General features: G+C 51.8%; 11 protein-coding genes. 7 read left to right on the top strand and 4 right to left on the bottom strand.

Features of this window, described 5'->3' with window-relative positions; translation table 11 throughout:
- Positions 1-72 precede the first annotated feature (72 nt).
- The 4 genes from NR302_RS19935 to NR302_RS19950 all read left to right on the top strand — a co-directional run bounded on the left by NR302_RS19935 (position 73) and on the right by NR302_RS19950 (position 5,177).
- Complete coding sequence (locus NR302_RS19935) at positions 73-1,122, top strand: NAD(P)-dependent alcohol dehydrogenase (protein WP_258145567.1); 1,050 nt, start codon at positions 73-75, stop codon at positions 1,120-1,122.
- Positions 1,123-1,534: 412 nt separating this feature from the next.
- On the top strand, positions 1,535-1,927 hold the full coding sequence (locus tag NR302_RS19940) for an adenylyltransferase/cytidyltransferase family protein (protein WP_258145568.1): 393 nt from the start codon (positions 1,535-1,537) through the stop codon (positions 1,925-1,927).
- Between the two features lie 166 nt (positions 1,928-2,093).
- The gene (locus NR302_RS19945) at positions 2,094-3,929 is read left to right on the top strand and encodes a methyl-accepting chemotaxis protein (RefSeq protein ID WP_258145569.1); all 1,836 of its coding nucleotides are present in this window, start codon (positions 2,094-2,096) and stop codon (positions 3,927-3,929) included.
- Positions 3,930-4,100: 171 nt separating this feature from the next.
- On the top strand, positions 4,101-5,177 hold the full coding sequence (locus NR302_RS19950) for a diguanylate cyclase (RefSeq protein WP_258145570.1): 1,077 nt from the start codon (positions 4,101-4,103) through the stop codon (positions 5,175-5,177).
- A gap of 1 nt (position 5,178) precedes the next feature.
- Here the strand turns inward: NR302_RS19950 and NR302_RS19955 are convergent, their stop codons facing one another.
- Positions 5,179-5,640, bottom strand: coding sequence for an OsmC family protein (locus NR302_RS19955; protein WP_154156670.1), 462 nt, complete (start codon positions 5,638-5,640; stop codon positions 5,179-5,181).
- Positions 5,641-5,998: 358 nt separating this feature from the next.
- On the opposite strand from NR302_RS19955, the gene NR302_RS19960 reads away from it, so the two are divergent.
- The 3 genes from NR302_RS19960 to NR302_RS19970 all read left to right on the top strand — a co-directional run bounded on the left by NR302_RS19960 (position 5,999) and on the right by NR302_RS19970 (position 7,628).
- Positions 5,999-6,502: a hypothetical protein gene (locus NR302_RS19960; protein ID WP_258145571.1), complete on the top strand. Its 504-nt coding sequence runs from the start codon at positions 5,999-6,001 to the stop codon at positions 6,500-6,502.
- On the top strand, positions 6,499-6,846 hold the full coding sequence (locus NR302_RS19965) for a hypothetical protein (protein WP_258145572.1): 348 nt from the start codon (positions 6,499-6,501) through the stop codon (positions 6,844-6,846). The genes NR302_RS19960 and NR302_RS19965 overlap by 4 nt, the downstream gene beginning before the upstream one ends.
- Before the next feature lie 245 nt (positions 6,847-7,091).
- Positions 7,092-7,628, top strand: a complete 537-nt coding sequence (locus tag NR302_RS19970) for a GNAT family N-acetyltransferase (protein ID WP_258145573.1) — start codon at positions 7,092-7,094, stop codon at positions 7,626-7,628.
- A gap of 53 nt (positions 7,629-7,681) precedes the next feature.
- Here NR302_RS19970 and NR302_RS19975 read toward each other — a convergent pair whose 3' ends face one another.
- The 3 genes from NR302_RS19975 to NR302_RS19985 form a co-directional block, all read right to left on the bottom strand.
- Positions 7,682-11,452 (bottom strand): autotransporter adhesin family protein, encoded by a 3,771-nt coding sequence (locus tag NR302_RS19975; protein ID WP_258145574.1) that lies wholly within the window; start codon positions 11,450-11,452, stop codon positions 7,682-7,684.
- Between the two features lie 74 nt (positions 11,453-11,526).
- A complete protein-coding gene (locus NR302_RS19980; protein WP_258145575.1) occupies positions 11,527-12,759 on the bottom strand; it encodes an autotransporter strand-loop-strand O-heptosyltransferase in 1,233 nt (410 codons plus the stop codon).
- 258 nt (positions 12,760-13,017) lie between these two features.
- Positions 13,018-14,097 carry a mechanosensitive ion channel family protein gene (locus tag NR302_RS19985; RefSeq protein ID WP_258145576.1) on the bottom strand — a complete coding sequence of 360 codons (1,080 nt, stop codon included), beginning with the start codon at positions 14,095-14,097 and terminating at the stop codon, positions 13,018-13,020.
- Positions 14,098-14,177 lie beyond the last annotated feature (80 nt).

A 14,177-nucleotide genomic window follows, 5' to 3' on the forward strand; every position in this document is an offset into this window, starting at 1 on the left:
ATCAATTTTGCACCATGTTCACTATAGTCTGCCGCCTTCAGCTAGCCAAAGCCAGTTCATTACGGAGGCACTATGAAAATCAATGCATTAGTCGCGCACGACGCGGCTAAACCGCTCTCTTCCAGCCAGATTGCACTGCGCCCGCTGCAGCAGCAGGATGTCAAAATTGAAATTTTGTACTGCGGCGTGTGCCATTCGGATCTGCATATGGCACGTAACGAATGGGCGGTCAGTCGCTATCCGCTGGTGCCGGGACATGAAATCGTTGGACGCGTGGTGGAAACCGGCGCGGACGTAACCAATTTCAAAGCGGGCGATGTCGTGGGCGTGGGCGTGATGGTCGATTCCTGCCGCGAATGCCATTTCTGCCAGCAGAAAGAAGAGCAATATTGTGAATCCGGCTTTGTTGCAACTTACAACGGCATCGATAAATACACTGGCGACAGCACGTGGGGCGGCTACGCACAAAATGTCGTGGTCGATCAGCACTTCGTGGTGTCCGTACCTCAAACCTTGCCGTTAGCGGGCGTTGCGCCGCTGTTGTGTGCGGGCGTCACTGTGTGGTCGCCGTTGCGTCACTTTAACGTGAAAGCTGGTGATAAAGTTGGCGTTGTCGGCTTGGGCGGATTAGGCCATATGGCGGTTAAGCTGGCGAGCGCGATGGGCGCGGAAGTCACGCTGTTCACCACTTCACCGGCCAAAGGTGAAGATGCGCTGCGTTTAGGCGCTGCGCGCGTAGTGGTTTCACGTGATGCGGAGCAGATGGCGGCGGCACAAACTTCACTCGATTTCATCGTGGATTGCGTCTCAGCACCGCACGATCTCGATCCTTACCTTGCCACGCTGAAAACCAACGGTCGTTTAGTGCTGGTCGGCATTCCCGAGCAGCCGCACCAGTCTCCTAACGTCACGCCGATGGTGAATCGTCGATTGAGCATCAGCGGCTCGTCGATTGGCAGCATTCAGGAAACCCAGGAGATGCTGGATTTCTGCGGCAAACACAATATCACTGCCGATATCGAACTGATTGCCGGTGAAGAGATCGAAACTGCGTTCACACGCATGTTGAAGGGTGATGTGAAGTACCGCTTCGTTATCGATATGCAAGCGACGCGCTGGTAAACGTTATACGCCTGCACATTGTTGCAGGCGATTTCACCCTGAAATCGCCTGAATAAACATATTCAGTCTATTGATATCATTGATTTTTAATTCTGAAGCGGGTGTCAAAGCTCGCCAGAAACAATTAGTGAATATAGTTACAACATACTTTTAATTGTTCACCTATCAGCACCCTGATGTGACATCATCGTCACCTGTCGGTCCACCAGCAAAAATCGAAATTTTTTTGCCCAACTCTGCAGTCCATCCATTCGGGATTCTTTAATAAACAGCATTATTAATTTCCACCTGAATGGAAGTTTTACTTCCGCAATAAAACATGTGATCTAGATATTCAATTGAAAATAATGCTTTATTTTTATGGCATGTAAATTGCTCTAGTGGGTATTACATTTTAACTGATATCACGCCGATGAAAAAAATCATCACCTTCGGAACCTTTGATGTGTTCCATGTTGGGCACCTACATATCTTACAGCGAGCAAAAAGGCTGGGTGACTGGCTAGCTGTTGGCGTCTCCTCTGACGCCTTAAACTTCCACAAAAAAGGGCGTTATCCGGTTTACGATGAAAGTGACCGAATGTCGATTATTGCGGGCATTAAATATGTCGATGAAGTTTTTCTCGAGGAGTCGCTGGAATTGAAGCCTGACTATATTAAAAAATATCACGCCGATACCTTGGTGATGGGCGATGACTGGAAAGGTAAATTTGACAGGTATTCTTCACTGGCTGAAATCATCTATCTGGAACGCACTCCTTCGATATCGACAACCTCCCTGATCGAAGTAATAAAAAAGCGTTAACACTGTTGGAGGTGGTGAGTAACGCCAGTAAATCTTATGCGCTGTTTCCGGTTGCGCGTCACATCCTGCAATCACTTTTTGCACAATCCTGAATAAACATTTCCCGTACCGCTCCGATAACTCCCTTACAAACTTTACAAAAACAATAATCGCAGGAGCAGGGAACATGGGGCTGGTATCCCGATTACGTAATGTGCGCATCACGCGTAAGCTGTCGGCAGGATTCGGCATCGTGCTGTTGTTAGTGGCACTGGCAACCGGATTGAGCGTGCAGCGCTTCAACGCCATTCATGACATCTATCAGAAAACTAATCTGATTTATGACATCAACATTGAAGTGTTTCAGGCCAAAATTAACCGCCTCAAATATCTTTATGGCGATGACAAATCTGGCCAGGTGATGGCGAACTACGTCACGCATGCGCAGCAGCTTACCAGCGAAGCGAAACAACTTTCATGGTCGGATGGCGCCAGAGCGCGGGTGGATGAGCTGGGAACGCACCTCACCAGTTTCCAGAACAGCATTGGCGCCATGACGCAAGCCACGCAGCAACTCAATAGCCTGCGCTCGCAGCTTGATGCCTTAAGCCAGCAAGACATGACCTCGCGCTACACTCAACTGATTCGCACCCCGGTTACCAATCCTGAACTCACCAACCAAATCTACGAACAGCTGTTCGCCATTAGCAACGTGCGTGAAGAAGCCTGGGCGCTGCGTTTTAACGTTAGCGATACGCTGCGTAAAACGCTGGAGAACCATTTCCAGCAGGCCGAACAGGGCATGAAAGCGCTGCTGGCGCAGTTACCGCCGGAACAGCAGGGCGAATTTACCTCGCTGTGGCAGGACACTGAGAAATTTAAAAGCCTCAGCCTGCAAGCGGCGGATGCCTATGGTCAGCTGCGTGCGGCGGAAGATACCGTCAAAGTGGCGGGCGATAAAAGCAGTGCGGCGATTAAACAGATCATTACCATCGTCAAAGCGCGCAACGATGAACTGGCCAACGGATCGGCGGCAATCTCACTGCTGATTGGTGGTCTGGCGATCCTGTTCGGCGTGCTGGTGGCGTGGTACATCATTCGTCAAATCACGCGTCCGGTATTCCATAACCTGGAACTGGCGGAGCGCATCGCCAATGGCGATCTCAGCTCGCATTTTGCCACCGATCGCCATGATGAACTCGGCAAGCTGACGTCGGCGATGGGACGCATGAACGAACGGCTGCGCAGCATGATCGGCGATGTGCTGAGCAGCGTTAGCAGTGTGTCACAGGCGGCCAGTGCGATTAATCAGGGCAACCTCGATTTGTCATCGCGCACTGAACAACAAGCGGCGGCGGTGGTGGAAACCGCTGCCAGCATGGAGCAGCTCACTGCCACGGTGAAAAATAACGCCGCCAATGCGCGTCAGGCAAGTCAGATTGCGGCGGAAGCGTCACACAACGCCAACAAAGGCGGCATCGCAGTGCGTGATGTGGTGAACACCATGGGCGAAATCTCTGACAGCTCGAAAAAGATCGCCGATATCACCGCCGTAATTAACAGCATCGCCTTCCAGACTAATATCCTCGCGCTGAACGCGGCGGTGGAAGCGGCACGAGCCGGCGAGCAGGGCCGTGGTTTCGCCGTGGTCGCCAGCGAAGTGCGCAATTTGGCACAGCGCAGTGCCGGTGCGGCAAAAGACATTGAGCAGTTGATCAGTGAATCGGTGGGACGCATCAGCAACGGTCACCAGCAGGTGGCGCGCGCCGGTGAAACCATGGATCAGATCCTCGGCAGCATTGCGCGCGTGAATGAAATCATGGAAGAGATTTCAGCAGCATCGGATGAGCAAAGCCGCGGCATTGAGCAAATTGCCCGCGCGGTAGGCGAGCTGGATACCACCACGCAGCAGAACGCAACGCTGGTTAGCGCCTCTTCGCACTCAGCGAATTCACTGGAAGAACAGGCGATGATGCTGGAACGATTGGTGGCGCAGTTCCGCTTGCAGGGAGCTGTACGCTAAAAATTACAGTGGAAGTCGGTTCAGATTGACTTCCACTGTTTCTCTTTTGAGCTACGCGCGACTTTTTTGTGCGGTTGCAGAAGTGCAAGGTAAATATTCTTAAAATATTCCGCTCCACTGATAACTTTTCCCGTTAAACTGCAATTCTTGTCGTCCTGATACTTCCCGTGCATGAACTACTACTCACCTGACGATAGTCACTTGAAGCGGCGTTCCCAACGCTTCGTCCGTCGCATGTTTATCATGCGTCAGCTCGGCACGATTTTATGTTTTTTCCCAATCCTCTCGGTACTGATGGAGATGGATCGTGGCCTGGCGTTTAGCGCCCTGTTATTTGTGAATGCGTTTCTCTGGCCGTGGCTGGCTTATCGCCGCGCGTTGCGAGCCGAAGATTCCACCACCACCGAACGGCACAATTTAACCCTCGACGCCGCCTTCGGTGGCATTTGGGTGGCGCTAATGGCGCTGAGTCCGCTGCCTTCATTTGTCATTATGGCGGTGCTGGCCTCGGATCGTTATGCCGCCGGCGGTGCCGCGCAGTTGATCGCAGCGATGCAGGCATTTCTCTGCGGCTTTGTCATGGTATGGCTAATGGATGGCGCTGGCGTAAACCTGACGTTCAGCACACAAACCGTTTGGCTGACCTTGCCGCTCGCGACTTGCTACATGCTGGTGCTCAGCGTCACGTCGTACAATCTCACCTGGCAATTGCGCAAGCGTAACCGCGAGCTGGAGCGCATTGCGCTGATGGATCCCGGCCTGGAAATTCCCAATCGTCGCCTGTTTGAACGCCGTTTGGAGAGCGAATTTCTCAGTACGCGTCGTGGTGACAGCGCCGGTTATTTGCTGCTGATGGACCTCGATTATTTCAAAACGGTAAACGATACGTGGGGCCATGAAGCGGGGGATTTCCTGCTGGCAGAAATCTCCGCGCTGCTACGAAATCATGTGGGATTGCAGGATATTCCGGCGCGTTTTGGCGGCGATGAGCTGGGCGTGATTGTGCATCATGCCAGCGACGAATCGGTGGTGGCGCTGGCCCAACGTTTGCAGGAAAAGATCGCCCAGGTGCGCTTACCGGCGTCGGCGGAGTTTCGTTGTTCGGTGAGTATTGGTATTGCATCGGCAGCAAATGCGGAGTCGATTCGTCACTGGTTGCGGCATGCCGATGAAGCGCTGTATGAGGTGAAACGCGCCGGACGCAACGGCGTGCGCTTATGGCAACCGTCGCTGGCCGGCGCGGCCTGAATCACACGAATTCGGGTTCGCAGTTCACCGGGAAGTTAAGCGAGTTAGCGATGAAACAGGCTTCATGCGCCTGATGATGCAGTTCACGCGCGCGGTCCGCATCAGCCGGATCGCGCAGCGCAATACGCGGTTTCAACGTGATATTGGTAAACCGGCCGCGCGTGCCCTCAATCATTGTTCCTTCCGCCGCATCTTCATAGGCTTCCACCACAATTCCGGCGTCAGAACAGAGATGCAGATACCACAATTTGTGGCAAGCCGAGGCTGAAGCTAGCAGTAACTCTTCTGGATTCCAGCGCGCCGCATCACCTCGAAACGCCGGATCGGCGCTCAGTGCTACCGTCTCTTTGCCAGCGGCAATCAGCTCCGCGTTGCGGTCATAAGCGGTATAAGATGCGGTGCCTTTGCCACGGTTGCCGGTCCAGCGTACCGTGACCTGATAATGGTGTTCCTTTGCTGCCATGTTAAAAGCTCCTTTTTAAATCGTAGGGTTGCCATTAATGGCGACCCTCTCAATGTACGCTCGAAACTGGAAAATACCAGCCACGGTGTTATCCGGTCACCATAAATGGTGACCCTACGAAAATCCCGCCAAACCATTGTAGGGTCGCCATTCATGGCGACCAGGAATCAAACCTGTGCGGCAAACCCTCATTATGCAAAATTCCACTAGACAACAATAAACGCATAAAAAAATAAAGTTACAGAAAATATTGCCGATAACTCTTTTCGTATTTATCTAAAGAGTATTCCTTTCCAGATTGGTTGAACTTCACTTTTATATTGCTGTTATTAGGTTTAATATTAAATAAGGATATTATATGAAGTATTTTAGCACCTTGTTAATCCCCACAGTGCTGAGCCTTTCAGGCTGTGCTAATTTATTCCCTGAACCAGAGCAATTCACACCGCCACCTGCAAGTTCCGATGTGGCAAAAATTCGTCTTATCGGACCTCCAATGAGTTATGCATTACATCAGACTGACAGTTCAGGTAAAAAAACTGGCGGTTGGATCTTGAAGCATAACGCATATCTAAATCCTTTTTTAGGTTCTACCAAGGATATTGGGTTACCAAAAATAACAGGCAAGCAGTATAAGGACGATTATGTTGAAACATTGCTTATTCCTGATGAAAAAACCATTATTCATCACTCGTTATATCAGGGTTGTAACGTGAATCTCCCGTTTGTTCCTGAAAAGAAAAAAATCTATGAAGCTCATATTAGCTATGGCGATAAGACAGGATATTGTGTTCTATACCTCAAAGAAGTGGCTCTCGATAGCGTAAATGGTATCTACGTTGAAAAGGAAATTTCAAAATGAAATGGGATAGATTAATTCTAACAGTATTAGTTTGCGCGTTCATTTCTTCGTGTGCAGCTAACGTTGATCGTACAAAAGAGACTCGACTGTCGGATTATTCAGAGAAAGAAGTTAAGCAGAAACTCGTCCCTGAAGTAACGAGCCGTAAAGATGTACTGCTCACTTTTGGTACTCCGATAAATCCAGAGGATTATAATAATGCCAAACGTTGGCAGTATTATTCTAAAATTGTTGATAGACGCATCTACTTTCTCATTCCATTTATCTCTGACAGGGAGCAATTTCTCACTGTCGATTTTTCAGACCAAGGTATAATCACGGCTTATCATTATGAAGAAAAGTGATTGCGTAATTTGAAATACACACATTTCGCAATACCACAATTTATCGTGCAATAACCTGCCAAATTAACGTAGAGTCGCCATTCATGGCGACCAATTTAAGCATTAGATACAAGCATTACTCACTCATTGGCATCGTTAAAGTGTATGTGCTCCGAGTCATCAATTTTCATCAATGGATAGGATCTTTTCGAGACGCTATTAGGTAAACTAAGGGAATCGTTAGCGTTTGTCAGGGTGAGTTTTTAATGTTAGAGACAGACCGCCTGATCCTCAGACAATGGCAGGAAAAGGACTTACAACCCTTTGCCGAACTCAACGCCGATCCTGAGGTAATGAAGTACTTCCCGAAAGCGTTGAGTCGCCAGGAAAGCGACAACGTCGTTTCAAGATTCATAGAAATGATTGTTTTAAACCAAGGTTGGGGTTTCTGGGCCGTTGAGATGAAAGCCACCGGCGAATTTGTAGGTAGCGTGGGTTTAGCACATCAGGCAGATCGGTTTGACTTTTCTCCCTGCACGGAAATTGGCTGGCGTATCAATAAAAAATTCTGGGGGCAAGGGATTGCCAAAGAAGCAGCCGAAACATCGCTGGCTTATGCCTTTGATGTTTTGCATCTTCGTGAGGTCGTTTCGTTTACCAGCATTCATAACACGCCATCTGAGAATTTAATGAAGCGATTGGGGATGCAGAAACAAGCAACATTTCTCCATCCCGCGTTACCTGCCGATCACCATCTTGCTGAGCACGTGCTGTACAAGATTTTCAACCAACAGCTGAGTTAAGAACCTGGTTTCACTTAATGCCGGGCAAAAATGCCCGGCATGTGTGGTTGGAATTACCGGAACGACACGCCCAGTCTGACCATGCCGTAGTAGCCTTCAGATTCTCCGCCATGCAGAGATTCAGACCAGCCGCCCTGTACGCCTAACGTGACGTTTTCACGGATGTTCGCATCCACGCCGCCGTTTAATCCTATACCGGTACCCGACAGCTTGCTCCGGAACGACGCATCCGAGCCTGATACACCTTCGACTGACGCTTTGACCTCACTGTGGCCGCCATATGTCTGTGTCACGGACGGCGTCACCCACCAGGAAAGTCTGGTTTTAGCGTCCTGGAACGCGCTCAGTTTTAAACCTGCGCGAACCGACTGGCGGTGGCTGTCAGACCAGTTGATCGAGGCTGCTTCATCCTGTCCATCATCCAGACTTAAGCCCTGCACCGTGTACTGCAACTGCGGTTCCAGAGCCAGGGTTGAATTTATACTGAAAGCCTGCCCGACTTCTGCAGAAGCCAACCAGCCGGTGCCGCTGGTCTTCAGCCGCGTACTATCATTAGACGCAACAGAGAGGCTGTGATGGCTCGCCTGCAGCAGGCCGTCAATGTGCAGACCGGCATTGCTGCGGCCCGACAGGTAAGCGCCGCCAGTGTAAACCGTGTCGCGATCGGTACCCGCCGCGCCGGTGCCGCCGTCACGCCAGACGTCACTGCGCACCAGGCCGATGCCGCCGTAGAGGCCCGCGCGCCAGTTGGCATTCACGCCATCCAGCTGCCAAAGATCGCCACCCAGCTGCAGGAAACTGTACTCGCCGCTGCTTTCCGGCACGCTGCCTGAGGTTAGGCTGCCGCGATCAGGATGACCGAGCTGTCCCGCTGCGAGGCGGCCCCAGACCCGGCTGTCAGGCGCATACTGGAATCGTGTGTCTGCCGTTCCTGCCATCAGGCGGTCATAGTCGAGTGACTGTGACGGAAGGGCCGCGTAACTCCACATTCCGTCGCGGTAGTTTACTGGTCCGGTTGCCACTACGTCAGGCGTGCTGCTGTTATCCGTACTCGGTTGTTGCGTCTGCTGCGAAGTCAGATACCAGCTCTGATCCGCGTTACGGTAGAGGCTATAAGCGTAAGCACCCGCGACCAGTGGCTGATTCATGCTGAACGCGCCAGCTTCGGTCGTGGCACCGTTGATGGCCTGAATCACCGCAATACCACTGCCGGTAGTCTGTGCGCCGAGTCCGCTGCGGTTTAGAATCCGTAGCCCGGTGCTGCCCGTGGCCTGTCCACCATCAATGATCACTTTATCAATCGGTGAACTGCTGTCGCCTGCCACGGTATTGAGTGTGATGGTGCCGCCGTTGCCTGCAAGGTTTGTCACGGTCAGCGTATGCGGCGTAAATGCCCCCTGTGACGGCACAAAAACAATGCTGCCTGCATTGGTCAGCGTATCAACCAGCGAATCTCCGGTGATATTCCAGCTACTGCTTTGGTCGATGGTCACGTCTGTCGGATCAATAATCCCCGTCAGGACGGTGCTGTTAACCAGTGACAGCGATGTACCGGACAGCGCCACGATATTAGTGGTTGCCTGCAGGCCGTCCATGACCAGCGCACCAGCGTTAAGATTGACCTGCGACTGGCTGAAGGTGCCTCCCAACGTTAGCGTGCCAGCACCGCTCTTGGTGAGTTGTCCGCTGCCGGATACGCTGGAGTATAAGGATGCGTTAGTGCTGGTGTCATAAGTGGTGACACCATCGTTGATAAAGTTGCTGTTTGCCAGCGTTAAAACGCCGCCATCGGCAATGTCCAGCAAGCCGCCGGTTGCAACGGTGGTGTCAGTGGCAACGCCTCCGCTGGCGACTGATAAGAGGCCACCCTGATTGATGATTGATCTTGAGGCAATGCCGCCGTTGAAGACAGTCAGCATACCGCCGTCGTTGACGGTGGTGGCAATAGCGCTGCCCTCAACGTACTCCCGACCACCGGAGTTTACGAGAGTGCCTGTGGCGGTTCCGCCCGCTTTTACGGACTGCAGACCGCCAGCGTTCACCGTGGTGCCGGTGGCGCTGCCGCTAACGGATTCCCGTCCAGCTGAGTTTAGGATCGTGCCGCTTGAAGCGTCACCGGCTTCGACATCCAGAAAACCGTTATTTTCCAGCAATACATTTTTCGCCTGGCCACCGCTGATGGAAAAGGCCCCCAGCGCGTTGTTACCGTTCAGAGTGGCACTCGTTCGGGTGTTGAGCACCGCGCCGGATGCCAACGTCAGGCCGGTGGCGGTGGCACCATCATTGGTATAAAGCGTTCCGCCACTTTTGACTACAGCACCCGATGCCGAACCACCGCTTTGAACATTCATGTAGCCGTTATTAGTGACAGTGGTCCAGTTTGCGCTGCCTCCGTCATACACGTATTGTGCGCCGCCTGCGGCCACCGTGGCTGAGTTTGCCGTACCGCCGACACCTTGCGCCGCGTTATTGCCGATCAACGTACCGTTCGCGATACCATCCGTATAGACGTACTGGGCGCCGCCTGAGTTCAGCATCGTTGAGGTTGCCATGCCCAGAACCTGTTGCGTGCCACCCGTTACCGATGCCGAGATGGCTTCACCGCCCGCATAAACCGTCTGGTAACTGCCTGAATTGAGCTGAGCGGCGGTGCTTAATCCACCGGAGTTAAGGTATTCGATACCACCAGAATTAATGATGGTAGACACCGTTGAGGCACCACTGTTAACGAAGACTTTACCGTTATCATTGATCGTGGCTGAGGTAACCGTTCCAAAGTTGTTTATCTGGCCGCCAGAGTTAACCACAGTGCCTGCGGCTACGCCGCCTGCGCTCACATTCTGTTGCCCATTTTGGTTCACTGTGGTGCCCGTGGCTGTCCCGGAGACCACCTCCTGGCCACCATTAATCACAGAAAAGAGGGCAGAGCCGCCGCTATAAATTGTCTGATTGCCACCGTCTAACACGGTGGTAGCGATAGCCGTTCCGCCACTCGTTACCACAGCCAGGCCCGCTGATGCGACAGTGGTATTGGTCGCGCTGGTTGCAGACAAGACGCTGAGTATGCCGTTATTCTCCATCAGCAGATTTTGTGCCTGCCCACCGCTAATGGAGAACGCACCCAATCTATTGATACCCATCAGCGTGGTGCTGGTGTCGGCGTTCAGCGTGCCACCTGCCTGCTGGTTAATATTCATCCCCACTGCGCCATTCAGGATGCTCAGGGTCCCGCCTGAATTGATGAGTATCGTATTGGCAGAACCGCCAGCAATATTCGCGCGTCCACCAGAATTAATCGTGATACCGGAAGCGTTGGCATTGGTATTCAGCTCAATGCCGCCACCGTTACTTAACGTGGTTGAGGAAACGGAACCTCCAGCATAGACATACTGTGTTGCTTTATTGTCAACCAGAGTGCCTGTTGCCACGCCACCACTCTGAACATACTGGTATGATCCTTTGTCACTCAACACGCTGGATGTTGCCAGGCCGCCGGCATAAATCGTTTGGTCGGCACTGCTGGTGACTTGGGTGCCCGTAGCGGTTGCGCCGCTGTTTACATACTGTTTTGCATGATTCGAAACGGTTACAGCAGATGAGGTATCGCCACTATTCAGTGTTTGTGTGTTCCCGGCACCCGTCACAACCGTTCCAGTGTAATTCTGTGCCGAGGCTGGCAAAGAAGTCATGCCACTCAGCAGCAGAAAGGCAACCGCTGCCTTCTTCACGGCCATTGGTGGGCGACCACCGCATCCGGCACGCTCAGAAGCCACTACCCATGCCTGACGCGCCGCGCTCCAGACGATTCTGTATGCTCTATTCATTTCCCTATCTCTCTTTTTTTATTGTATTCAGGTGAATAATTCACCTTGCTGTATGTCATTACGTAGTTGTGGTGTTACTTGTCCTGAAGCTGTGCATGGAGACGATCCGTTACGCCGCATACCTGCTTGCCGGTGATAAGGCGGGTGCACTCGTACTGCCGGTCGGTTCCTTTGTGACGGGGACACCAGAAATAGTCCCGGTGATCGAAAGTCTCTTGCAGGCTATCCCAGCAGCCACTGCATCCATGGCTGCTGAATACCCGCCATGGCGTGTAAAACTCCGCGCCGGGCAGACTGAAACCACTAATGAGGACGACCGGTATCTGCGCTGCCCACGCAAGCCATGACAAGCCACTGGCAAGACCGATGAAAAAGCTGGCATGCCGAAGCAGATCTACACGCTCTTGCAGCGGCAGATTGCCAGTGAAGTCTTCGGCTCCGTATGGGATGTGGTTCCAGACAAAACCCTGGCCGGTACGGGAATCACGGTCAATGCACAGCACTCGATAACCGAGTTTTTTCAGATGCATGACGACTTCCGCCCAACCATGGCCGTTGTTCCAGAACTTGGCCTGACAGGTTGACTGGACGCCGATGCAGACGTATGGCTCGGTTATGGTGCGCGGTGCATTGAGATTCAGACGCGGCGCTTCCTCTCTGACGTCAACGCCAAGGATGTGACCAGCGATGCGGTGAAACCCGGCCTGGCGAAAATCAATTGGCTGATGCGTAGAGTTGCCGCCGAAAAACAGGCCGACCCGATAGGTGGCGTAGGGAGTAAGATGCTGGATTGCATCCGGCGTCGAGAACCGTATCTCGGGATACTGCCCTTCAAGCAGAGTGATGATGTTCTGCGCCATAGCACATTCAAGGCGGCACTCGTGGAGCAGGCGAAAACGCTCCGCATACTGGAACCAGCCCAGCAAGTCACCCAGTGTGCCGGTAGGAAAGAAAATCAGTACGTCTCGATCTTTAAGGGATAGGGTTTCATCCAGTAAGGGAATCGCTTCGTCGCCACGCCAGACTTGAATGCGAAAACGGACAAAATATTTTTTAGCCGACGTGACCCAGCCCGCGCCAGATTCACAATGGAACAGGATGTTGCCTGAATCGTCGTCCATCAGCGCCACGCGCCAGCGTCCTTGCGGAAGCAACACTCTGGCACCGTCGTTGAAGTCGTACAGAATCCCTTCAGGCCCCTGAATCGTAGGTTGCGCCGGCGCACAAACAAATGGATAAGGATGAGATTCTTCCGCGATAACTGACGATACGGCGATGTTGTCGGCGATGGGGATTATTCCCGTCATGGCCGGCCTCTACGACGTGTTGCCAGCAACGAACGCGCATGCCAAATCAGCTGGCTAATGATGATCCTCACAGCGACTCCCTGATGCTTAAAAGATAAGCACGGCTTACATTGAAAAAGCGATATCAGGGGTTATCGGAGGAGAGAGAAGTTTCAATAGAGGGCGGTATGAAAAAAATTGTAGTGGTTTCATTCATAACGAGGGTGCAAAGACGCCATTATGATCGTAGGGTCGCCATTAATGGCGACCGATTTACCCTTAACTATTCGCCTCTCGAGTCCCGGCATCAGTCAGTGTCGCCCGGACCTGAGGAAGACTCTGCGGATAATTTTGCTGAATAAACTCAATCATCTTTTCCCGCACGTAACAGCGCAGATCCCAGGCGGTGGGGGAGTTTTGTGCCGTCATCAACATACGTATCGTCATGGTTTTGTCCGTGGTATCAGTAACCTGAAGCACCTGAGTTTGCTGATCCCAAAGTTTAGTTTCGCTGAGCACTCTTTCAAAATGCCTGCGCAGTGGTTCTAACGGCATGGAGTAATCGAGATAGAGAAATACCGAGCCTAATATTTGGGCGTTATTACGCGTCCAGTTCTGGAAGGCATTTTCAGTAAAGTAGGTAATGGGCAGAACCAAACGGCGCAGATCCCAGATACGCACAACAACATAAGTTAGGTTGATCTCTTCAATCCAACCCCATTCATTTTCTACCACCACGGCATCATCAATTTTTATTGGCTGCGTAAAGGCGATCTGAATACCTGCAAACAAGTTGACCAGCGACTTCTGCAGCGCAAAGCCAATGATAATACCGGCAACACCGGCACCGGCGAGGATGGTGGTGCCGAATTTTCGTACGCCAGGGAAACTAAGCAGAATCAGTGATAGACACAACGTCACCAATACGACGATAGCGACTTTTTTGACATACATTATCTGCGTACGAATTTTTCGTGCGCGAAGGTTATTCGACAGATTGATGTCATAGCGAATGAAAAGCATATCCTGCGCCACATTAATCAATCGAATTATCACAGAGCAGAAGGATAGAATAATAAATATATTAACGGTGGTAGTGATAAAACTCAGGGATCCAGGCTGGATATTAACAGAGTTAAGCCCTGCACTGATTAACAGCAAAGGTATAAACAGAAACATCGAGCCACGCAGGTGCTTTTCCAGTGATTTGAACAGTTTTCTGTCACGATTCTGCCAATAGCGGATGAACCTGAGCAGGATAAATCGCGCCAGAAAACCCACTGCGAGTGAGAGCGTGACAAGTAACACAGCAGGCACCCAAGTTGGCGCACCCGATAACTCATCAAATAATAATGGCATTACTTTCCCTTTTATTAAGCCAACAACCTAGGTTGTCAGATAAGTTAAAAAATCAGTAACCATTCTTTTATCGGTTATCT

It is taken from the genome of Pantoea sp. SOD02, assembly GCF_024707505.1.
Lineage (GTDB): Bacteria > Pseudomonadota > Gammaproteobacteria > Enterobacterales > Enterobacteriaceae > Pantoea > Pantoea symbiotica.